This is a genomic window from Dokdonella fugitiva (assembly GCF_004342425.1).
Lineage (GTDB): Bacteria > Pseudomonadota > Gammaproteobacteria > Xanthomonadales > Rhodanobacteraceae > Dokdonella_A > Dokdonella_A fugitiva.
This window is the reverse complement of record NZ_SLWQ01000003.1, coordinates 198,507-217,821: the sequence shown is the minus strand read 5'-3', so window position 1 is coordinate 217,821 and position 19,315 is coordinate 198,507. Positions and strand designations below refer to the sequence as shown.

The following is a 19,315-nucleotide window of genomic DNA, read 5'->3' as shown; positions in this document are numbered from 1 at the left end:
TCGTATTGTATCGCGCCGCGTCGCCGGCGTGCCGCATACTTCAGGCCTGCACCGAGCGACCCCTGCGAGCGCATGACCACGCCGATCGACTTCACCCCCGGAAGCACCGTGGCCGTGGACATGGGGCGCGACCTGTTCGTGACCGGCACCGACACCGGCGCCGGCAAGACCCATGTCGCGGTCGCGCTGCTCGGCGCGCTGCGCGCGCGCGGGCAGCGCGCGAGCGGCATGAAGCCGGTCGCGAGCGGGTGCATGCGGACCGCCGAGGGCCTGCGCAACGAGGACGCGCTCGCGCTGATCGCGGCGAGCGATCCCGCGCCGGCTTATGCGACGTGCAACCCGTATGCGTTCGAACCGCCGATCGCGCCGCACCTCGCCGCCCACGCGGTGGCTCGCAGGATCGAACTCGCGCCGATCCGCACTGCATTCGAGCAACTGCGCGCCCGGGCCGGACGCGTCGTCGTCGAAGGCGTCGGCGGCTGGATGGCACCGCTGTCGGACGGCCTGATGCAGGCCGATCTCGTGCGCGACCTCGACCTCGACGTCGTGCTCGTGGTCGGCCTGCGCCTCGGCTGCCTCAACCATGCGCTGCTCAGCGCGCGCGCGATCGCCGGCGACGGTTGCCGCCTCGCCGGCTGGATCGCCAATCACATCGATCCGGCGATGGCCGCCGTCGACGACAACATCGCCACGCTGCGCGCGCGCATCGACGCGCCGCTGCTCGGTCAACTCGCGTACGGCGGCACCGGCTTCGTCGCGATCGACGCAGCCGCGCCTTGAGTCCGCGCGGCGTCGCGCCCGCCTGCCGGCCGTCACGGCTGCATTCATGTCGCGCGCTGCTAGACTCGAACCGAGCACACTGCAAGGGATGCCCATGAACACGGTACAGCGTTACATCTTCACCATCGACGACCTGCCCAAGGCGCGTGGCGAATCGCACGAACTGTCGTTTCAGGGCGGCTCGGCGGAAAGTTTCGCCGCGCTGCTGCAACAGGCATTGCGCGAGCCCTCGCTGTGGCAGCGCTGGAAGTCGATGCAGCCCGATCCCGACGCGATCGATCCCGCGCTCGGCGCGAATGATCCGGCGGCGACCGTCGAAGCGCACCAGTCGGACGTGCACGTCAGCGTCGACGTGCGCAGTTCGCTGCCGCACGCGGTGATCAAGCACCGCATGACCCTGCTGATCGGCAAGCACTGGACCCTGCGCGACGTCAGCGCGGCCTGAGGGGCACGCCACGGCCCGCGGCGCGGGCCGTCCGGCAGCGCGCTGGAAGAAGCGCGCTTCGCGCCGCGCTCAGTAGGCGAATTCGCGGAACACGCGGTCGATGTCCCCGTTCCACTCGCCGCGGAACAGCTCGAGCTTGCGCTCGGCCGGCGTCTGGTCGGCGTCGGCGATCTGCATGAGGATGTCGAGGAACATCGCCTCGTCCGCGCCGTGGCGATTCCGGCGCGCGCGCCGCGCGAGTCCGTGCGCCGAGATCTTCAGCGCCTCGATGGCGAGTTCGCGCACGCGCGCGTGGCGGAACGGCAGCTTCAGCGCGTGGCGCGGCACGCCGTCGCGCAGCGCATGGCGTTCCTCGCGCGTGAAGTCCTTGACCAGGTCCCACGCCGCGTCGAGCGCGGCGCCGTCGTAGAGCAGGCCGACCCAGAACGCGGGCAGCGCGCACAGGCGGTTCCACGGCCCGCCGTCGGCGCCGCGCATCTCGAGGTACTTCTTGAGCCGCACCTCGGGGAACGCGGTCGTCGTGTGGTCGGCCCAGTCGCGCAGGGTCGCCTTCGCGCCCGGCAGTTCCGCCAGCTCGCCGGCGAGGAACTTGCGGAAGCTCTTGCCCGCGAGGTCGATGTAATTCCCGCCGCGGTAGCTGAAGTACATCGGCACGTCGAGCAGGTAGTCGACGTAGCGCTCGTAGCCGAAACCGTCCTCGAACACGAAGTCGAGCATGCCGGTGCGGTCGGGATCGGTGTCGGTCCAGATGTGCGAGCGGTAGCTCTGGTACCCGTTCGGCTTGCCGTCGGTGAACGGCGAGTCGGCGAACAGCGCGGTGGCGACCGGCTGCAGCGCGAGCGCGACGCGGAACTTCTTCACCATGTCCGCTTCGCTCGAATAATCGAGGTTGACCTGCACGGTGCAGGTGCGCGTCATCATGTCGAGGCCGAGCGAGCCGACCTTGGGCATGTACTCGCGCATGATCCTGTAGCGGCCCTTGGGCATCCACGGCATCTCGTCGCGGCGCCACTTCGGCTGGAAGCCCATGCCGAGGAAGCCGAGGCGCAGCTCGTCGGCGACGGTCTTCACTTCCTGCAGGTGGCAGGCGACTTCGCAGCAGGTGTCGTGGATCGTCTCCAGCGGCGCGCCCGAAAGCTCGAGCTGGCCGGCGGGCTCGAGCGTGATCGACGCGTCGTCGCGGACGAGCGCGATGAGTTTGCCGTCCTCCTCGACGCGCTGCCAGCCGAAGCGCGTCAGCCCTTCGAGCAGCACGCCGATGCCGCGCTCGCCTTCCCAGGTCGGCGGGCGCAGGTCGTCGAGGCGGAAGCCGAACTTCTCGTGCTCGGTGCCGATGCGCCAGGCGGCCTTCGGCTTCTCGCCGGCAGCGACGTATTCGACCAGTTCGTTGCGGCCCGCGATGGGGGAGTCTTTGACGAAGGACGGTCCGGACACGGCGGGCTCTCGCTGGGGGAGCCCGCACTATGAGGCCCGCGCGGGCCGGTTAAAAGGGGCCCGGGTTGCCGCGTCCAGCGGCTCCGCGGCGGACTGTTATGATGCCGCGGCGACGCGCAAGGGGGACTCACGCCATGATCCGGACAGTGCTCGCCGGCGGCTTGCTGGCGATGGCGGGAGCGGCGTTCGGCGCCTGCCCGCCGGTGTTCCAGTCCAGCGGCAACGCCACCCTGTACACGCCGGGCACGCTGCTCGCGTGCTCGGTGCCGGTCGACCCGTTGGACACTATGGTCACGGCGCTCGCCGGCGCGCAATGGGACGGTTCGGCGCATTGTGGCGAATGCCTCGAAGTGACCGGCCCGCTCGGCACCGTGACCGTGCGCGTCGTCGACCGATGCATCGGCTGCAGCGCCGGCGGTCTGGACATGCACCCGGACGCATTCGCGCAGATTGCCCCCGTTGCTTCCGGCAGTGCCGCGGTCACGTGGAGGCGGGTCGATTGCCCGGTCGACGGAAACGTGCTCGTGCGCATCCGCGAAAGCGCGAACCCGTACTACCTCCCGTTCACGCCGGACCAGCATCGGCAGGCCATCGCCGGCATTGCGGCGATGACCGGCAGCGGCTGGGAGGATCTGCCCCGGGCAGAGGACAACACCTTCGTGCTGACCGGCGGCGGCCCCTATGAACCACCCTTGCCGCTGCGCGTCGTCTCGACCAGCGGCGAGGTGATCGAACAGGCTGCGACCTCGCTCGCGGCGGGCAGCGTGCTCGACCTCGGGCGACAGTTTTCCGCCTGCATCGAAGACGCGATCTTCATCGACGGTTTCGAGCCGTCGGCGGGCTGAAAGTCGCTCGATCAGGCCGTACGTGCGCCCGACCCGCCGTCGGCGGGCGCTGCGCCGATGCCGAGCCAGTGCGCGACCCGCGCACGCGCTTCGTCGAGGCCGGTGCGCGCCAGCGACGAGAACAGCTGCGCGGTCGCGTCCGGCGCGAACGCGGCGAGTTCCTTGCGCACGGCGGCGAGCGTGCGCAGGCCTTCGCTGCGCGACAGCTTGTCGGCCTTGGTCAGCAGGCAATGGCAGGCGCGACCGCTCGCTGCGCCGAACTCTAGCATGTGGCGATCGAACTCCTTGAGCGGATGGCGCGAGTCCATGACGAGCACGAGCCCCTTCAGCGAGGCGCGCGTGCGCAGGTATTCGTCGATCACGCCACGCCAGTGCAGGCGCATCGCTTCGGGCACCTTCGCGTAACCGTAGCCGGGCAGGTCGACGAGGCGACGCGCGGGGTCGCCGACCGGGAACACGTTCAGCAGCTGGGTGCGGCCCGGCGTCTTCGACGTGCGCGCCAGGCCCTGCTGGTCGCAGATCGCATTGAGCGCGCTCGACTTGCCCGCGTTGGAGCGGCCCGCGAACGCGACTTCGGCGCCGCTGTCGGCGGGCAACTGGGCGAGGCGGTTCGCGCTGACGAGGAACTGCGCCTGGCGGAACGGATGAGTCTTGGCGGTCACGTCGGCCTTCGGGATGCGGGGCGGGTCGCTGCGCGGCGTCGGTGCCGGCATGCCGGCACCGCGATGGTTTGACCGCCTTCGGGGTCGCGGGGATAATTCCGCGGTTTTCGCCCGCGTCGCCGATCCGGCACGTGCAAGGCGGGTTCGCGGTCATCCCACGGGTTTGCGGAGTGAGTGTATGAGCTTTCGGCGCGTCTTTGTTCAGTCCCTGCTCGCCGTGACGGCGCTGGCCGCCGGCGCGGCACAGGCGCAGACCGCGCCGAGCGAAGCGGCTGCCGCCGCGCCCGAAGCCGCCCCGGCGCACGCCGGGCCGATCCTCGGCGACGCCAAGGCCGGTGAGGCGAAGGCGGCCGTGTGCGGCGCCTGCCATGGCATCGACGGCAATCCGACCGACAAGCAGTATCCCAAGCTCGCCGGCCAGAACGAAGCGTACATCGCGCGCCAGCTCGCTCTCTTCAAGGGCCAGAAGCGCCAGAACCCGATCATGCTCGGCTTCGCCGCGCCGCTGAGCGAGCAGGACATGCACGACGTCGGCGCCTACTTCGCCGGCAAGGCCGCGCTGCCCGGCGTCGCCGACGACGCGCTGGTCGAGCGTGGCCAGGCGCTCTATCGCGCCGGCGACGCCAAGCTCGGCGTTCCCGCCTGCATGGCCTGCCACGGTCCCGACGGCCGCGGCATGGCCGGCGCGGGCTACCCGCAGCTCGGCGGCCAGTGGACCGACTACGTCGCGACCAAGCTCAAGGACTGGAAGGCCGGCACGAGCTGGGGCGAGGATGCAAACGCCAAGGTGATGCCGGCGATCGCACAGAAGCTCGGCGACGCCGACATCGCGGCGGTCGCCTCCTACGTCGAAGGCCTGCACACGGCCACGGGAACCCAGGCCGCCGCGAAGTGATCCAAGCGGCGCGCGACGGATTGCAGTCGCGTTCAGCGGCCCGCATCGAGACTCGCGCCGCCGACCGCGGCGCGTGCGCCGACCCCGTACCATTTTCCAGGAGATCCTCGATGTTGAAGGGCCTGTTCCAGACCGCGTCCGTGCTGCTGCTCGGCGCCGCCTTCGCCACCGCCGCGCACGCGGACGACGCCTTCGAGGCGGGCAAGCACTACTTCCTGGTCGAGCCGCCGCAGGCGACCGCGAGCGACAAGCCGGAAGTGGTCGAGGTGTTCTCCTACGCCTGCCCCGCCTGCAACATGTTCCAGCCGACGATGCGCAAGCTCAAGGCGGAACTGCCGGCCGGCACCGAACTCCTCTACCTGCCCGCCGGTTTCCGCCCCGACGAGGACTGGCCGGTGTTCCAGCGCGCGTTCTACACGGCGCAGGCACTCGGCATCCTCGAACAGACGCACGACGCGACCTTCGACTTCGTCTGGAAGGACGACGGCCCGCTGCGCATCAGCGACGCGAGCACGCACAAGCCGAAGAACCCGATGCCGAGCATCGAGGACGTCGCCAAGGCGTACGCCAAGTTCGGCGTGAAGCCCGACGAATTCACCGCGACCGCCAACTCGTTCGCGATCAACACGAAGGTCAAGCGCGCCGATGCGATGCTCAAGGCCTACGGCGTCGATTCCACGCCGACCCTCGTCGTCGACGGCAAGTATCGCCTGACGGTCGCGAGCGCCGGCGGCGTCGACAAGGTGTTGCCGCTGATCAAGTTCCTGATCGAGAAGGACGGCGCCGCCAAGTAGGCACGCCTCCCTCCACCCGAGAGGAAGAGCCCGATGTTGATGCGCAGCCTGATCCTGGTCGCCGGCCTGTCCTGCACGACGGCGTTCTCCCATGCCGCCGACGCCGACGCCGCGCCGAAGTGGGAAGCCGGCACGGCGTGGCAGCCGATCGATCCGCCGCAGCCGACCAGCACCGGTTCGAAGATCGAGGTGCTCGAGGTGTTCTCCTATGCGTGCCCGCACTGCGCGCATTTCCAGCCGTACGCGGAAGCGCTCAAGGCGAAGCTGCCGAAGAATGCCGAGTTCGTGCTGATGCCGGCCGACTTCCAGCCGCGCTGGGTCGCGTTCGCGCGCGGTTTCTACGTCGCCAGGGACCTCGGCCTGCTCGACAGGACGCACCAGGCGCTGTTCGACGCGATCTACCGCGACCACCGGCCGCTCAATTCGCTCGACGACATCGCCGGCTTCTACGCCGGGTTCGGCGCCGACAAGGAAAGCTTCGTCTCGACCATGCAATCGTTCGTGATCGACGGTCGCATCGCGAAGATCCGCGAGATGGAAGGCAAGTACGGCGTCGACCAGACGCCGACCCTGATCGTCAACGGCAAGTACCGCGTCATCGCGAACCCGGACAAGGGCATCGGCTTCGACCAGATGGTCGAGATCGCGCTGTACCTCGTGAAACAGGAATCCGCGGCGAAGAAGCACTGATCGCCGCGGCCCATCGACCGTCGCACCCGAAGGACATCGCCATGCTGAAACATCTGGGCTTCCTGCTCGCCGGCCTGCTGCTGGCGTCGACCGCGACCGCGGACGAACCGGCTGCCGCCGCACCGGCGACGTGGGAAGCGGGCAAGAACTACTTCCTGATCGACCCGCCGCAGCCGACCTCGAGCGGTGACAAGGTCGAGGTGCTCGAAGTGTTCTCGTACGCGTGCCCGCACTGCGCGCACTTCCAGCCGTACGCCGAGCAGATCAAGCAGTCGCTGCCCGACTACGCCGCGTTCGGCTACATGCCCGCGATCTTCAATGCGCAGTGGGAGCCGTACGCGCGCGCGTTCTACGCGGCGCAGTCGCTCGGCGTGCTCGAGCAGACCCATCAGGCGCTGTTCGACGCGCTGCATCGCGACCACCTGCCGCTGCGCACGATCGACGACCTCGCCGGCTTCTACGCCGGCCACGGCGTCGACAAGGCGAAGTTCCTCTCCTCGGCCGCGTCGTTCGAGGTCGAGAGCAAGCTGCAGCACGCGACGGAAGTCGTGCGCGGCGCCGGCGTCGACGGCACGCCGAGCATCCTTGTCGCCGGCAAGTACCGCCTGAGCGGCCAGTCGGCCGGTGGCTATCCGCAGATGATCGAGCTGGTCAATTTCCTCGTGAAGAAGGAACACGACGAGCATGCGAAGCCGGCCAAGGCCGCCGCGAAGAAGAAATAGCGCCGTGCATCGGCGCAACGCGGCCGGCGCGCCCACGGGTGGCGCCGGCCACGCGTCGCAGGCGGCGCTTGCCCCTGCCGCGCATGCTGGTTAGCCTCGCGTCATGACCCACCTCGCCGCCCGCACCGAATCCGACGCGCGACGGCTGAACCTCCTCAGCTGCAACATCCTCGCCGGCGGCAGCGTCAAACGCTATCGCGACTACGTCACGCACAGCTGGAAGCACGTGCTGCCGCACGGCAAGCGCGCCAATCTCGATGGCCTCGCGCGCGTGATCGGCGAGTTCGACCTCGTCGGCCTGCAGGAAGCCGATGCCGGAAGCCTCCGGTCGGGGTTCCTCAACCAGACGCAGTACCTCGCCGAAGCCGCGCGTTTCCCGTACTGGACGCACCAGCCGAACCGGCGCGTGTCGCGGCTCGCGACGTCGAGCAACGGCCTGCTCGCGCGCCTGCATCCGGACGAAGTGCTCGACTACCCGCTGCCCGGCCGCATCCCCGGCCGCGGCGCGCTGTGGGTACGCTTCGGTCGCGGCGACGCTTCGCTCGTCGTCGTCATCGCGCATCTAGCGCTCGGCCCGGCCGCGCGTGCGCGCCAGCTCGCGTTCCTCGCCGAGATCATCGGCCAGCACCCGCATGCGGTGCTCATGGGCGACCTCAATACGCCCGCGCAAGGCAAGGAACTCGACCTGCTCTACGCGCGCACGTCGCTCGTGCGGCCCGAACACGCGCCCGCGACGTTCCCGAGCTGGCGGCCGACGCGCGCGATCGACCACATCCTCGTCTCGCGCGGCATCGAAGTGGAGAAACGCTGGGCACTGCCGCATCCGGTATCGGACCACCTGCCGATCGCCGCGAGCATCGTCATGCCCGCGTTCGCGACGACGGAGCCTTCCGTCGACGCATCCTGACGCGTCCCGCATCCGGAACCCTGCGCGGCCGCGCGCCGGTCGTCGCCGACTACGCCTGGCGCTCGGAAAGAAGAAGGGCCGCACGAGGCGGCCCTTCTCCTTCCCCATCAAGCGGACCTGATCAGAACTTCACGCTCGCCTCGACGTAGGTGAAGCGGCCCGGCAGGTCGTAGTTCGACGCGTCGTAGCCGTTCAGCGAGCAGGAGATGCAGACCGGCGCATCCTTGTCGAAGATGTTGTTGATGCCGCCCGAGATGCTCATCTCGAAGCGGGTCGGCAGCTTCCAGCTCACGCGCAGGTCGTGGTACGTGACTGCACCGAGGCGGTTGAGCCCGGACGGGCCGCTGCTGTCGACGATCGGGCCCGCGTCCGGGCTGCGGCAGGTCGGGAAGTCGCGATAGCCGTTGTCGGAACCGCCGCACGATTCGGTCAGGTGCGAGATGTAGCGCATCGTCCAGCTCGCGCTCCAATCGGCGAGGCCCCAGTTGAGGCTCAGCGTCGAGCGGTACTTCGGAATGCCGCTGTCGGCGACTTCGACGCCGACGCCGCGTGGCTCGGCCGCGCCGGTATCGGAAGCGACCGCGCTGTAGTCCTTCGTGTAGGTCAGCTGCCAGTTGGCGCCGACATGGCCCCACGACCATTCCGGACCGACCCAGTTCACGCCCAGGTCGTAGCCGCGCGTGTCGATGCGGCCGAGGTTGCGCAGCGTGTTGTTGAAGCCGTCGATCGAACCATTCGCGGCGCGCGTGATGCCGGTGCAGAACAGCGGGTCGAGCGTCGCCACGCAGCGATCGAGCTGGGTCTTGGCGTCCGGCGCGAGGATCGCGTCATCGACGTGCAGCTTGTAGTACGTCAGTTCGAAATCGACGCGCTGCGACCAGCCCGTGTTCTCCGCCCAGGACGGGCTGTAGACCGCGCCGAGCGTGAGGCTGGTCGACGTTTCCGGTTTCAGCTCCGGATTGCCGCCCGTGATGATCGAGATCTGCGGGTTGTTCTGCGTGAAGCCCGGCGGCACGCCGAGCGCTTCGCAGTTCGGCGTCACGTTGCCGCCGCAGGGGTCGATGAGCTGCGCGTCGAAGCGCGAGAACGTGCCGAACAGTTCGCCGATCGACGGCGCGCGGAAGCCTTCGGCCCACGTGCCGCGCAGGGTCAGGTCATCGACGAGCTGCCAGCGCAGGCCGAACTTGTTGTTGGTCGTGTTGCCGAAGTTCGAATAGTCGGACCAGCGCGACGCGACCGACAGGTCCAGATGCTTGGCGAACGCCATGTCGGCGAGCAGCGGCGCGTTGAGCTCGAGGTAGAACTCGTCGATCGAATAGCCACCCTTGGTCGGACCGGACGGCACGCCGTTCGAATCACCCGCGACGACGACCGCGTCGGGCGTGTAGGAACCGTCGAGCTTGCGGTGTTCGTAGCCGGCGGCGACGTCGAGCGAACCCGCGGGTAGCTGGAAGAGGTTGCCCGAGATGTTGGCCGTCCAGACCTCGAGGTCCTGCGTGCTGTGGTCGTTTTCCTGGAACAGGATGTAGTTGAGCATCTCCGGCGTGATCGTGCCCGGACCGCCGAACAGGTTGAGCGGCACGCACGGCGCGGTGCACTGGTCGACCGGACCGAGCGCATTCATGATGTGGCGGATGTTGTAGGTGCCGTCGACGGTCTGGCGCGCATCGTTCGAGCTGTTGACGTAGTTCACGTCCCAGAAGAACTGGTGGTCGGAAAAGCTGAAGTCGCCGTTGAATCCGGCGGTGTAGTACTTCGTGTCGACCTTCTGCTTGAACACGCGCGGACCGCCCTCGACCGCGCGGCGGCCGAGACCGAAGTTGGGGCTCGCTCCGTCGAGCGTGAAGCCGAACGGGTTGTACGGGTTGGTGGCATCGACGCCGACGTTGTAGCAGAGGTCGCGCGCGGCGCAGAACTGCTTGCCGAGGAAGATCGGCTCGGGCGCGGCCTGGTTGGTCGAATCACGCGTGTTGTACAGGCCCTTCAGCGTGAAGTTGACGTGGTCGGTGATGTGGTACGTGCCCTGCGCGAAAATGCCGGTGCGCTCCTGCGGGGTGAGCAGCAGGTTGTACGGCGCGAAGTTGAAGCGATCGGCGCCGGTGAATCCGTGGAAGCCGTCCGGGAACGACTGCACCCCGCCCGGCGGCGTCGCGCCGTTCGCAGTGATGTTGCAGAAGCCGCCGTCGCAAAGGCCACCAAAGTCCTCCCCGTTCGGCGTGTCGAACAGGTAGCGCGTGAACGGCGTCGCCGAACTGCCGCCGGCGAGGCCCACGCCCGGCACCGGGAAGCGCGACTGCGCCCAGTCATTCGAACTGATGCCGTTCTGCTTGAATCGGCTGATGTCCATGAAGAAGTCGAACTTGTCGGTGCTGCCACCGAGCGAGATGTTGCCCGACCAGGTCTTGCCGTCGCCGGTCGAGTAGTCGCCGCCGTAGACGTGGAAGCCGAGACCGTCCTGCTTCTTCTTCGTGATGATGTTGATCACGCCCGCGATCGCGTCCGAGCCGTACAGCGACGATGCGCCGTCCTTGAGGATCTCGATGCGATCGACCACGCTGGCCGGGATCGTGTTGAGGTCGACCGCGGCGGATACGCCCGACGCCGACGATTCGTTCACCCAGCGCAGGCCGTCGACGAGGATCAGCGTGCGCTTCGCGCCGAGGTTGCGCAGCGAGATCGTGGTCGAGCCCGAGCCGACGCCGCCACCGTCCGGCGGGAAACCGAAGTTGCCGGCCGAGTTGAACTTGGTGTTGAGCGACGAGCCGCTGACCGAGAGGCGCTGGATCACGTCACCGATCGAACCGAGTCCAGTCGCCTCGATGTCCTTCGAGGTGATCGTGAGCACCGGCGTCTGGCCTTCGATCTCGGCCTTCTTGATGCGCGAGCCGGTGACTTCGATCGCTTGCAGCTTCTGGATGTCCTCGCCGGTCCTGTCCTGCGCCAGCGCGGGCGCGACATAGAGCGCGGAAAGGATGGCGCCCGAGAGGGCGTGGATCGCAACTCTGGCCAGACGTGAACGCATGAAAATCTCCAAGGGTGGTCACGGGATGGTTCGATGGAGGCACACGCGCGGTGGTCTTCCCTCCCCCGGGCGCAAGCGTCAAGAAAATGTAAAACAAATGTTTCGGGTTTGCTATGACGTGTTGCGCGGATGGCGATTTCGATGTCACGCCGCCGTGCGATGCGGCAGCGCAGCACGCTACACTGGGGCACGCCGAATCGAGACGTTCCAATGCGTTCGACCCCTGTTGTCCGGCGATCGTGGCGCGCATGCGCCGCCTTGCTCGTGCTCGCGGCGGGCTGCGCCGCCGTTCCCGCGGCCGCGGCCGACCGCGCCAGCCAGCGCGCCCAGTTCCGCGCCGCACTCGCAGCCGCTAAGAAGCCACCCGAAGGCGCCTGGCGCAAACTCGCCGCCGGGCTCGACGCCGACCGCTACCCGCTCTATCCCTACATCGAACTCGCCGCGTTGCGGCCGCGCATCGCCAGGCTCGAACGCGCCGAGGTCGAGCGCTTCCTCGAGCGCTGGCGCGGCACCCTGCCCGCGCAGGACCTGCGCGAGGCCTGGTTGCGCGAACTCGCGCGCCGCGGCGACTGGAAGACGTATCGCGCAACGTACGCGCCGAGCGAGGACCGCGACCTGCAGTGCAATGCATTGCTCGCCCGCCTCGCCGATGGGGAAAAGCCCGACTACGCCACGGACGTGCAGCCGTTCTGGCAGGGCGACCGCGCGCTGCCTGCGAGTTGCGAGGCGGTGCTGCAGGCCCTGCGCGTGCAGCACGTCGTGTCCGATGCACAGGTGTGGGAGCACCTCGAGCGCGCTGCCGACGCCGGCAGCGCGGATGCCGCCGACGATGCAGCCGCGCTGCTCACCGGCAGCGAACGCGTCGCTGCCGATCGCATCGTCGCCGCGTTGCGCGAGCCCGCGGCGATCCTCGCCAAGGCGAAGGACTGGGCCGACGACGCACGCACGCGCGATGCGCTGTCGTACGCGCTCGCGCGCCATGCACGCCGCAACAGCGACGCCGCGGAAACCGCGTGGGCCGACCTCGGCGCGCGCTTCAAGTGGAACGAGGCGCAGAAGAACCGCATCCTCAACGCGCTCGCGCTGTACCGCGCGACCAGCTATTCGCCCGATGCGTCCGCGCGCCTCGCGGCCTTGCCCGCGGCCGCCGACGACGACGCGACACGCGAATGGCGCGTGCGCGTCGCGCTCGCGGGTGGCGATTGGGCCGAGACGCTGGCAGCGCTCGATCGCCTGTCGGACACGCAGAAGGCCGATGCGCGCTGGCGCTACCTGCGCGCGCGCATGCTCGGCAAGCTCGGCCGCGACGACGAGGCGAAGGCGCTCTACGCCGACGTCGCGCGCGAGGCGAACTTCCATGGCTTCCTCGCCGCCGACTGGAGCGGAACGGCGTATTCGATCTGTCCGCTCAAACTCGCCGGTGACGCGCAATCGGAAGCGGCGCTCGCGCAGCAGCCCGATCTCGAGCGTGCGTTCGAGTTCCGCGAACTCGGCATGCTGCCGGACGCGCGGCGCGAATGGCGATTCGCGCTCGGCAAACTCGATGCGAACCAGCGCCGCCTCGCCGCCGACTACGCCTATCGCAAGGGCTGGTACGACCGCGCGGTGTTCGCGTTCTCGGCCGATCCGGAAACGCAACGGCTGTACGAGCAGCGCTTCCCGCTCGGTCTCGAGGCGCTGGTCAGGCGCGAGGCCGCGCGCGTGGGGATCGACCCGTCGTGGTCATACGGCATCCTGCGAGCGGAGAGCGCGTGGATGACCGATGCGCATTCGCACGCCGACGCGTATGGCCTCATGCAATTGCTGCCGGGCGTCGCGAAGAAGCTCGCCAAGGCGGAGAAACTACCGTATTCCAGCGCCCAGGACCTGTTCGACCCGACCCTCAACGTGCAGCTCGGCACGCGCTTCCTCGGTCGCATGGCGGACGCCTACGACGGCAGCCCGTGGCTCGCGAGCGCGGCCTACAACGCGGGCCAGGCACCGGTGGGGCGCTGGCTCGACGCGCGCGGCTCGCTCGACCCCGACTTCTTCATCGAGACGATCCCGTACAAGGAAACACGCGAATACGTCGCGCGCGTGCTCGCCTTCAGCGTCATCTACGACTGGCGCATGAACGGCAAGGCCCTGCCGCTGTCGGCGCGCATGCCGAAGATCGGCCAATCCTATCGCGCACCTGACGCATCCACGCCGCGCAAGGAGGTCGTCTGCGCGAGCGCGGCGATGCAAAAACCCCCTGCGGACGCGCCCGCGAGCGACGCACCCCCACCCGATGCAGGGATCACCGGTCCCGCCACACCGCAACCGTCCGCACCACGCTAGCCTCCGCGCAATCCGGAGGCAAAGAGAAGCGAAAGCCTGAAACACGAAGGACACGAGAGAGCGAAGAGAGAGATTGAAACACGGAGCCCACGGAGCACACGGAGAAGGCATTCGCTCTTCTCCGCGTGCTCCGTGTTTCAAGCTTTGGCTCTTTCCCTCTTCCGCCTTCCTTCGCGTCCTTCGTGTTCCACGCCTTTCGCCGTTGAACGGCACCGCGGATTTGCAAGCGCAGGCGAAAGGCGTTAAACGGGAGATTCCCTGCAGGAGTCCGCGATGAGACCGCAGAAGATCGTCGTGCTCGGCGGCACCGGCTTCGTCGGGCGCCACCTCGTGCCGCGACTGCAGCGGGATGGCCACGCGCTCCGCGTGCTCACGCGCAATCGCGACCTGCATCGCGAGCTCGGCGTGCTGCCGCGCGTCGCGATCGCCAATGCCGACGTGTACGACCGCAGCGTGCTCGCGCGCGAATTCGCCGGCGCGGACGCAGTGGTCAACCTCGTCGGCATCCTCAACGAACGCGGCAACGACGGCAGCGGATTCCGCAAGGCGCACGTCGAACTCACGCGCACGGTGATCGACGCCTGCATCGGCGACGGCGTGCCGCGGCTGCTGCAGATGAGCGCGTTGCGCGCGGGCGAGGGCACGAGCCACTACCTCGCGACGCGCGGCCAGGCCGAGGCACTCGTGCAGTCGTCTCCGCTCGCCTGGACGATCTTCCGCCCGTCCGTGATCTTCGGCGACGGCGACGGCCTGTTCTTCCGTTTCGCGTCGCTGCTGCGCATCGCGCCCATGCTGCCGCTGGCGCGCGCGCGCGCACGCTTCCAGCCGGTCCACGTCGGCGACGTCGCCGAGGCCTTCGCCCGTGCGCTCGTGCATCCGCACACACGAGGGCACGTTTACGAACTCGGTGGCCCGCGCGTGATCGAGCTCGGGGAACTCGTGCGCTGGACCGCACGCATGACCGGCAGGCGGCGCCTCGTGCTGCCGCTGCCCGATGCACTCGGCCGCGTGCAGGCGCTGGTCGGCGAATGGCTGCCGGGCAAGCCGATCTCGCGCGACAACTTCCGCTCGCTGCAGCTCGACTCGGTCGTGCGCGACGACGGCCTCGCCGCCCTCGGCATCGTCGCCACGCCGATGGAAGCGATCGTGCCACGCCTGCTCGGAGCGGAGGGTCGCCGACGCGATCGCAACCGACAGGGTTGATCGACCGCGCAGGGCGGCACGAAGCGCACGAGGCACATGGCCGGGGCCGAGGCGCTCATCCGTGAGGCCGCCGCGGGTTCGCCGAACGTGACGACGGCGGCACTCGCCGCTGCGCGGCTCGAGCCGCCCTACTGCCCTACGATCTGCGGGCGCATCGGGCCGAACAGCGCGAGCAGTTGCTGCTGCAGGTCCTTGGGCACGGCCGCCTTGTCGAACGCGCGCACGAGGTCGGCGACGAAGCGATCGAAATCCTCGTCGGTGAGGTTGAGGCCGCCGTGCGCCTCTTCCATGCTGCGGCCGGTGTATTCGCACGGGCCCCCGGTCGCCGCGCAGAACTGCTCGACCAGCAGGCGGCGCAGATCCGGCATGTCGGTGTTGGCGAAGAACAGGTCGATGTGCGGGTCGTTGTGGATCTCGACCAGCGCGGCATCGACGACCTTCTCGATGCCGGCCTGTGCGCCGAGCGCGCGGTAGAGCGAATCGTCGCGCGCGGCGGCTGGCGCCGGGGGCGCGGCCGGTGCGGGCTTGTTCGCGGTGTTCGCGCATGCCGCGACGGCGAGCAACGCGCAAGCGAGGACGACATGGCGCGCGTGCATGCGAATCTCCCCCGGTTCACTGGCACAATGCCAGCCGGTTTCCACGGGCAAGTCAAGCGATGCGCATCTACCTCGTCGGCGGCGCCGTGCGCGATCGCCTGCTCGGCCGCGACGTCGCCGACCGCGACTTCGTCGTCGTCGGCGCCACGCCGGACGAGATGCGCGCGGCCGGTTATCGCCCCGTCGGCAAGGACTTCCCGGTGTTCCTGCATCCGGCGACGCAGGAGGAATACGCACTCGCGCGCACCGAGCGCAAGACCGGCCACGGCTATCACGGCTTCGCGTTCCATGCCGATCCCTCGGTCACGCTCGAACAGGACCTCGAGCGACGCGACCTCACGATCAACGCGATGGCGATGGACGAGCGCGGCGAACTCGTCGACCCATTCGCCGGCCGCCGCGACCTCGAACAGCGCGTGCTGCGCCACGTCTCGCCCGCGTTCGTCGAGGACCCCGTGCGCGTGCTGCGCGTCGCGCGCTTCGCCGCGCGCTACGCGCCGCTCGGCTTCCGCATCGCCGACGAGACGCTCGCGCTGATGCGTCGCATGGTCGACGACGGCGAGGTCGACCACCTCGTCGCCGAACGCGTCTGGACCGAGACGCGCAAGGCGCTCGGCGAGCCCGCGCCATCGGCATTCCTGCGCGCCCTGCGTGCATGCGGCGCGCTGCGCGTGGTCTTCCCGGAAGTCGACGCGCTGTACGGCGTGCCGCAACGCGCCGAGTTCCATCCCGAAGTCGACACCGGTCGGCACATCGAACTCGTGCTCGACCAGGCCGCCCGCCTCGCCCCCGGCGACGACCTCGTCGGCTGGTGCGCGCTCGTGCACGACCTCGGCAAGGCTCTCACGCCGCAAGACGAACTGCCGCGCCACGTCATGCACGAGCAGCGCGGCCGCGAGCCGGTGCGCGCGGTCAGCGCGCGCCTCAAGGTGCCGGCCGAACACGCAGCCTTGGCCGAACTCGTCTGCCGCTTCCATCTCGACGCGCACCGCGCATTCGAACTGCGGCCGGAAACCGTGCTCAAGTTGCTGGAGAGCCTCGACGCATTCCGCCGTCCCGAGCGCGTCGCGCGCTTCCTCGCCGCCTGCGAAGCGGACAAGCGCGGCCGCCTCGGCCTCGCCGATGAACCCTATCCGCAAGCCGACTACCTGCGCGCCGCCCACGCCGCCGCGCGCGCGATCGATGCCGCGCCGTTCGTCGCCCGGGGCATCACCGGTCCCAAGGTCGGTGACGCCGTCCGCGCCGCCCGCATCGCCGCGATCGCTTCGCTCGAACGCACCATGTAGGGCGGTACGCGCCGGGCGCGTGCCGCCGCGCCGGCCCAGTGCGGGAAAGCACGTGAAGTCTACGCGCTACAACCGATGCGAGAGGTCGAACGCGCGCAGCCCCGGCAGCGCGTCGACGCCGCCGCGGGCGAACGCGATCGCCTGGAAGCGTTCGCCCATGTCGCCCGGGAGCGTCAGGCGTTTGACTTCGGCGACGCGCCGCACGCGCTCGATCTCGGGCAGGTCGTCGCCGACGACGTCGAGCAGGCCGCTCGCGAGCAGGAACTGGCCTTGCGGCGCGTAGCCGACGAAGTCGAGGCCGGCGCCGACGCCCGCTTCGGCGAGTGCGGTGAAGTCGACGAAGGCGGTGAGGTCGGTGAGGCCGGGCCAGTGCAGCGGGTCGGCATGCGCGCGATGGCGGTAGTGGCAGACGAGCGTGCCGTCGTTGCGCGCGGGCAGGTAGTACTCGGCGCGCGGATAGCCGTAGTCCACGAACAGCACGACGCCGGCCTCGAGCGAAGCGGTCACCGCCTGCATCCAGTACGGCAGGTGCGGCAGCACCTCGGAGCGGTAGCCGTCGGCGAATGGTGCGCCGAGCACGCGCTCGAGGTGGCGGACGGCGTTGCCGACGAGCAGGTCGGCCGGACGATCGACGCGCTCGAAGCGCTCGGTCGAATCGAGCGCGACGTGCTCCTCGTAGACCTCGCCTTCGCGCACGGTGAAGCGCGTCGTCGGCAAGGCGTCGACGACTTCGTTGGCGAACAGCACGCCACGCCAGCCGTGCTCCGGCGGCCGCGCGACCCATGCCGCGCGCGCGCCGATCTCCGGCGGCAGTTCCGCGGCGACGCGCGCGCGCTGGCGCGCGGCGAGGTCGGCACTCGGTTCGAGGATGAGGAAGCGGCGCGGCAACGCGTCCTGCGCGGCGAACTCGCGCAGCGCCGCGACGGCGAACGCGCCGCTGCCGCCGCCGAGCTCGAGGAAATCCGCGTCGGGACCGAGCGCGCGCACGGTCGGCGCGAATGCGCGCGCGAGGCAACGCGCGTAGAGGTCGCCGAGTTCCGGCGCGGTCACGAAGTCGCCGGCGGCGCCGAATTTCGTGCGACCCGCGCTGTAGTAGCCGAGTCCCGGCGCGTACAGGCAAAGCTCCATCCAGCGCGCGAACGGCATCGCGCCGCCCGCGCGGATCTCGTCGCGCAGCAGCGCGGCAAGCTGGTCGGAATGTTCGCGCTCGTCGGCGCCCGGTTCGGGAAGTGATGTGTTCAGGACTGGTCGGCCGCGGCGTTCTGCGGCACTCTCGGCGGTGACGTAGAGGAAGCATAACCCGAGGAGAACCGACGATGGCGAGCACGCAGCAACGCCCGGTCGCGCTCGTGACCGGCGCCGCCCGCCGCGTCGGCGCGACGATCGTGCGTACCCTGCATGCGGCCGGCTACGACCTCGCCCTGCACGCGCGCAACTCGTACGCGGAGCAGGAGGCGCTCGCGCAGGAACTCGAGGCGCGGCGACCCGACAGCACGCTGACCCTGCAGGCCGAACTCGGCGATGCGGACTGCCTGCCCGATCTCGTCGACGCCGTACTCGCGCGCTTCGGCCACCTCGACGCGCTCGTCAACAATGCGTCCGCGTTCTACCCGACGCCGCTCGCGACGGTGACGCCTTCGCAATGGGACGAGCTGTTCGCGGCGAACGCGCGCGCGCCGCTGTTCCTCGCGCAGGCGGCCGCGCCTCACCTCGCCGGTCGCAACGGCGCGATCGTCAACCTCGTCGACATCTATGCCGAGCGACCACTACCGCGCCACAGCGTCTACTGCATGGCCAAGGCGGCGCTGGCGATGCTCACGCGCGCGCTCGCGCAGGAACTCGCGCCGCTCGTGCGCGTCAACGGCGTTGCACCCGGCGCCGTGCTCTGGCCCGAGGCGGGCAAGGACTACGCCGACCAGCAGGAACTCATCGCGCGCACGCCGCTCGCCCGCCCCGGCACCCCCGACGACGTCGCCGGCGCCGTGCTCTGGCTGCTGCGCGACGCTCGCTACGTGACCGGCCAGATCATCCGCGTCGACGGCGGCCGCTCGCTGTCGATGTGACAGGTTTTCTGCAGTCCTGGCCCGGCCCGAAGGCATCTACAACGCGACAGGATCGAAGCAAGTCGCGTGGTCGGGGGAGGCGGACCAGAGGTCGGCGAGCGTGCGGCCGTCACCGGGGACACGCAGGTCGGGCGCGATTTCCGCGAGGGGCTTGAGCACGAAGGTCTCGGCAAGCTCACGCCGCGGTACCTGCAGATGGCCCGGGCCGTCGATGATCGCGTCGTCGAACAGCACGATGTCGACGTCGAGCGTGCGGCTCGAATAGCGCGGTACGTCGCGGCGACGGCCGTGGCGATCCTCCAGCGCATGCAGCCAGGCGTCGAGTGCAGGTGCGTCGATATCACTCTCGATGCCTGCGGCGAGATTGACGAAATCCGGGCCGTCGAAGCCGACCGCGGGGAACCGATAGGCGGTGGAAACGGTGATCGCGAAACGCGCGCGCAATTCGGCGAGTGCCGCGCGCAGGTGGCGTTCGGGATCGAGATTGGAACCGAGACTGAGCCAAGCGTGATGCATGACGCATTCGAGCCGTGCGCCATGCACGCCGTCAAGTGCGGGTTGCCCCGCAGTTCGGCGCGCCGGGCCGTGCCGCGCCTCGACAGTCGCGCGCCGCGCGCCTAGGGTGGGCGATTGCCGGACACGAGGTCCGGCA

General features: G+C 69.4%; 18 protein-coding genes. 12 read left to right on the top strand and 6 right to left on the bottom strand.

The genetic code is table 11. The features are described 5' to 3' along the window. Positions 1-120: 120 nt before the first annotated feature. Positions 121-780 (top strand): dethiobiotin synthase, encoded by a 660-nt coding sequence (bioD, locus tag EV148_RS07805; RefSeq protein ID WP_131996672.1) that lies wholly within the window; start codon positions 121-123, stop codon positions 778-780. A gap of 94 nt (positions 781-874) precedes the next feature. Beyond that, positions 875-1,225 (top strand): hypothetical protein, encoded by a 351-nt coding sequence (locus tag EV148_RS07800; protein WP_241988022.1) that lies wholly within the window; start codon positions 875-877, stop codon positions 1,223-1,225. 69 nt (positions 1,226-1,294) lie between these two features. Here EV148_RS07800 and EV148_RS07795 read toward each other — a convergent pair whose 3' ends face one another. Then, complete coding sequence (locus EV148_RS07795; protein ID WP_131996088.1) at positions 1,295-2,659, bottom strand: glutamate--cysteine ligase; 1,365 nt, start codon at positions 2,657-2,659, stop codon at positions 1,295-1,297. Positions 2,660-2,793: 134 nt separating this feature from the next. Here EV148_RS07795 and EV148_RS07790 point away from each other — a divergent pair, with 134 nt between their 5' ends. Further along, a complete protein-coding gene (locus EV148_RS07790) occupies positions 2,794-3,504 on the top strand; it encodes an expansin EXLX1 family cellulose-binding protein (protein ID WP_158287376.1) in 711 nt (236 codons plus the stop codon). Between the two features lie 11 nt (positions 3,505-3,515). On the opposite strand, the gene yihA is transcribed toward EV148_RS07790, so the two are convergent. Continuing rightward, the gene (gene yihA / locus EV148_RS07785) at positions 3,516-4,217 is read right to left on the bottom strand and encodes a ribosome biogenesis GTP-binding protein YihA/YsxC (RefSeq protein ID WP_131996082.1); all 702 of its coding nucleotides are present in this window, start codon (positions 4,215-4,217) and stop codon (positions 3,516-3,518) included. A 127-nt stretch (positions 4,218-4,344) separates the two neighbouring features. Here yihA and EV148_RS07780 point away from each other — a divergent pair, with 127 nt between their 5' ends. The 5 genes from EV148_RS07780 to EV148_RS07760 all read left to right on the top strand — a co-directional run bounded on the left by EV148_RS07780 (position 4,345) and on the right by EV148_RS07760 (position 8,174). Next, positions 4,345-5,061 (top strand): c-type cytochrome, encoded by a 717-nt coding sequence (locus tag EV148_RS07780; RefSeq protein ID WP_131996079.1) that lies wholly within the window; start codon positions 4,345-4,347, stop codon positions 5,059-5,061. A 110-nt stretch (positions 5,062-5,171) separates the two neighbouring features. Next, positions 5,172-5,855 carry a thiol:disulfide interchange protein DsbA/DsbL gene (locus tag EV148_RS07775; protein ID WP_131996076.1) on the top strand — a complete coding sequence of 228 codons (684 nt, stop codon included), beginning with the start codon at positions 5,172-5,174 and terminating at the stop codon, positions 5,853-5,855. A 33-nt stretch (positions 5,856-5,888) separates the two neighbouring features. Next, positions 5,889-6,545, top strand: coding sequence for a thiol:disulfide interchange protein DsbA/DsbL (locus EV148_RS07770; protein ID WP_131996073.1), 657 nt, complete (start codon positions 5,889-5,891; stop codon positions 6,543-6,545). A gap of 41 nt (positions 6,546-6,586) precedes the next feature. Next, positions 6,587-7,267, top strand: a complete 681-nt coding sequence (locus EV148_RS07765) for a thiol:disulfide interchange protein DsbA/DsbL (RefSeq protein WP_131996070.1) — start codon at positions 6,587-6,589, stop codon at positions 7,265-7,267. A gap of 103 nt (positions 7,268-7,370) precedes the next feature. Then, complete coding sequence (locus EV148_RS07760) at positions 7,371-8,174, top strand: endonuclease/exonuclease/phosphatase family protein (protein ID WP_131996067.1); 804 nt, start codon at positions 7,371-7,373, stop codon at positions 8,172-8,174. A gap of 121 nt (positions 8,175-8,295) precedes the next feature. Here the strand turns inward: EV148_RS07760 and EV148_RS07755 are convergent, their stop codons facing one another. Next, the gene (locus EV148_RS07755) at positions 8,296-11,196 is read right to left on the bottom strand and encodes a TonB-dependent receptor plug domain-containing protein (RefSeq protein ID WP_131996064.1); all 2,901 of its coding nucleotides are present in this window, start codon (positions 11,194-11,196) and stop codon (positions 8,296-8,298) included. A 210-nt stretch (positions 11,197-11,406) separates the two neighbouring features. Between EV148_RS07755 and EV148_RS07750 the strand changes: the two genes are divergently transcribed. Continuing rightward, positions 11,407-13,515: a transglycosylase SLT domain-containing protein gene (locus EV148_RS07750; protein ID WP_158287375.1), complete on the top strand. Its 2,109-nt coding sequence runs from the start codon at positions 11,407-11,409 to the stop codon at positions 13,513-13,515. 273 nt (positions 13,516-13,788) lie between these two features. Further along, positions 13,789-14,718, top strand: coding sequence for a complex I NDUFA9 subunit family protein (locus EV148_RS07745; RefSeq protein ID WP_131996058.1), 930 nt, complete (start codon positions 13,789-13,791; stop codon positions 14,716-14,718). Positions 14,719-14,846: 128 nt separating this feature from the next. Here EV148_RS07745 and EV148_RS07740 read toward each other — a convergent pair whose 3' ends face one another. Further along, the gene (locus EV148_RS07740) at positions 14,847-15,314 is read right to left on the bottom strand and encodes a group I truncated hemoglobin (RefSeq protein WP_131996055.1); all 468 of its coding nucleotides are present in this window, start codon (positions 15,312-15,314) and stop codon (positions 14,847-14,849) included. Positions 15,315-15,373: 59 nt separating this feature from the next. On the opposite strand from EV148_RS07740, the gene EV148_RS07735 reads away from it, so the two are divergent. Beyond that, positions 15,374-16,600, top strand: coding sequence for a multifunctional CCA addition/repair protein (locus EV148_RS07735; RefSeq protein WP_131996052.1), 1,227 nt, complete (start codon positions 15,374-15,376; stop codon positions 16,598-16,600). Positions 16,601-16,666: 66 nt separating this feature from the next. On the opposite strand, the gene EV148_RS07730 is transcribed toward EV148_RS07735, so the two are convergent. Next, the gene (locus EV148_RS07730; RefSeq protein ID WP_131996049.1) at positions 16,667-17,842 is read right to left on the bottom strand and encodes a class I SAM-dependent methyltransferase; all 1,176 of its coding nucleotides are present in this window, start codon (positions 17,840-17,842) and stop codon (positions 16,667-16,669) included. A gap of 74 nt (positions 17,843-17,916) precedes the next feature. Between EV148_RS07730 and EV148_RS07725 the strand changes: the two genes are divergently transcribed. After that, positions 17,917-18,663, top strand: coding sequence for a pteridine reductase (locus EV148_RS07725; RefSeq protein ID WP_131996046.1), 747 nt, complete (start codon positions 17,917-17,919; stop codon positions 18,661-18,663). A gap of 36 nt (positions 18,664-18,699) precedes the next feature. On the opposite strand, the gene folK is transcribed toward EV148_RS07725, so the two are convergent. Further along, the gene (gene folK / locus EV148_RS07720; protein ID WP_131996043.1) at positions 18,700-19,179 is read right to left on the bottom strand and encodes a 2-amino-4-hydroxy-6-hydroxymethyldihydropteridine diphosphokinase; all 480 of its coding nucleotides are present in this window, start codon (positions 19,177-19,179) and stop codon (positions 18,700-18,702) included. Positions 19,180-19,315 lie beyond the last annotated feature (136 nt).

What these genes read in the sequence shown, in the direction of transcription:
- EV148_RS07740 (WP_131996055.1), bottom strand. Translation starts at nt 15,314, where the DNA reads ATGCACGCGCGCCATGTCGTCCTCGCTTGCGCGTTGCTCGCCGTCGCG.
- EV148_RS07775 (WP_131996076.1), top strand. Translation starts at nt 5,172, where the DNA reads ATGTTGAAGGGCCTGTTCCAGACCGCGTCCGTGCTGCTGCTCGGCGCC.
- yihA (WP_131996082.1), bottom strand. Translation starts at nt 4,217, where the DNA reads ATGCCGGCACCGACGCCGCGCAGCGACCCGCCCCGCATCCCGAAGGCC.
- EV148_RS07800 (WP_241988022.1), top strand. Translation starts at nt 875, where the DNA reads ATGAACACGGTACAGCGTTACATCTTCACCATCGACGACCTGCCCAAG.
- EV148_RS07750 (WP_158287375.1), top strand. Translation starts at nt 11,407, where the DNA reads ATGCGTTCGACCCCTGTTGTCCGGCGATCGTGGCGCGCATGCGCCGCC.
- EV148_RS07790 (WP_158287376.1), top strand. Translation starts at nt 2,794, where the DNA reads ATGATCCGGACAGTGCTCGCCGGCGGCTTGCTGGCGATGGCGGGAGCG.
- EV148_RS07735 (WP_131996052.1), top strand. Translation starts at nt 15,374, where the DNA reads ATGCGCATCTACCTCGTCGGCGGCGCCGTGCGCGATCGCCTGCTCGGC.
- EV148_RS07745 (WP_131996058.1), top strand. Translation starts at nt 13,789, where the DNA reads ATGAGACCGCAGAAGATCGTCGTGCTCGGCGGCACCGGCTTCGTCGGG.
- EV148_RS07755 (WP_131996064.1), bottom strand. Translation starts at nt 11,196, where the DNA reads ATGCGTTCACGTCTGGCCAGAGTTGCGATCCACGCCCTCTCGGGCGCC.
- EV148_RS07765 (WP_131996070.1), top strand. Translation starts at nt 6,587, where the DNA reads ATGCTGAAACATCTGGGCTTCCTGCTCGCCGGCCTGCTGCTGGCGTCG.
- bioD (WP_131996672.1), top strand. Translation starts at nt 121, where the DNA reads ATGGGGCGCGACCTGTTCGTGACCGGCACCGACACCGGCGCCGGCAAG.
- EV148_RS07780 (WP_131996079.1), top strand. Translation starts at nt 4,345, where the DNA reads ATGAGCTTTCGGCGCGTCTTTGTTCAGTCCCTGCTCGCCGTGACGGCG.
- EV148_RS07725 (WP_131996046.1), top strand. Translation starts at nt 17,917, where the DNA reads ATGGCGAGCACGCAGCAACGCCCGGTCGCGCTCGTGACCGGCGCCGCC.
- EV148_RS07760 (WP_131996067.1), top strand. Translation starts at nt 7,371, where the DNA reads ATGACCCACCTCGCCGCCCGCACCGAATCCGACGCGCGACGGCTGAAC.
- EV148_RS07770 (WP_131996073.1), top strand. Translation starts at nt 5,889, where the DNA reads ATGTTGATGCGCAGCCTGATCCTGGTCGCCGGCCTGTCCTGCACGACG.
- folK (WP_131996043.1), bottom strand. Translation starts at nt 19,179, where the DNA reads ATGCATCACGCTTGGCTCAGTCTCGGTTCCAATCTCGATCCCGAACGC.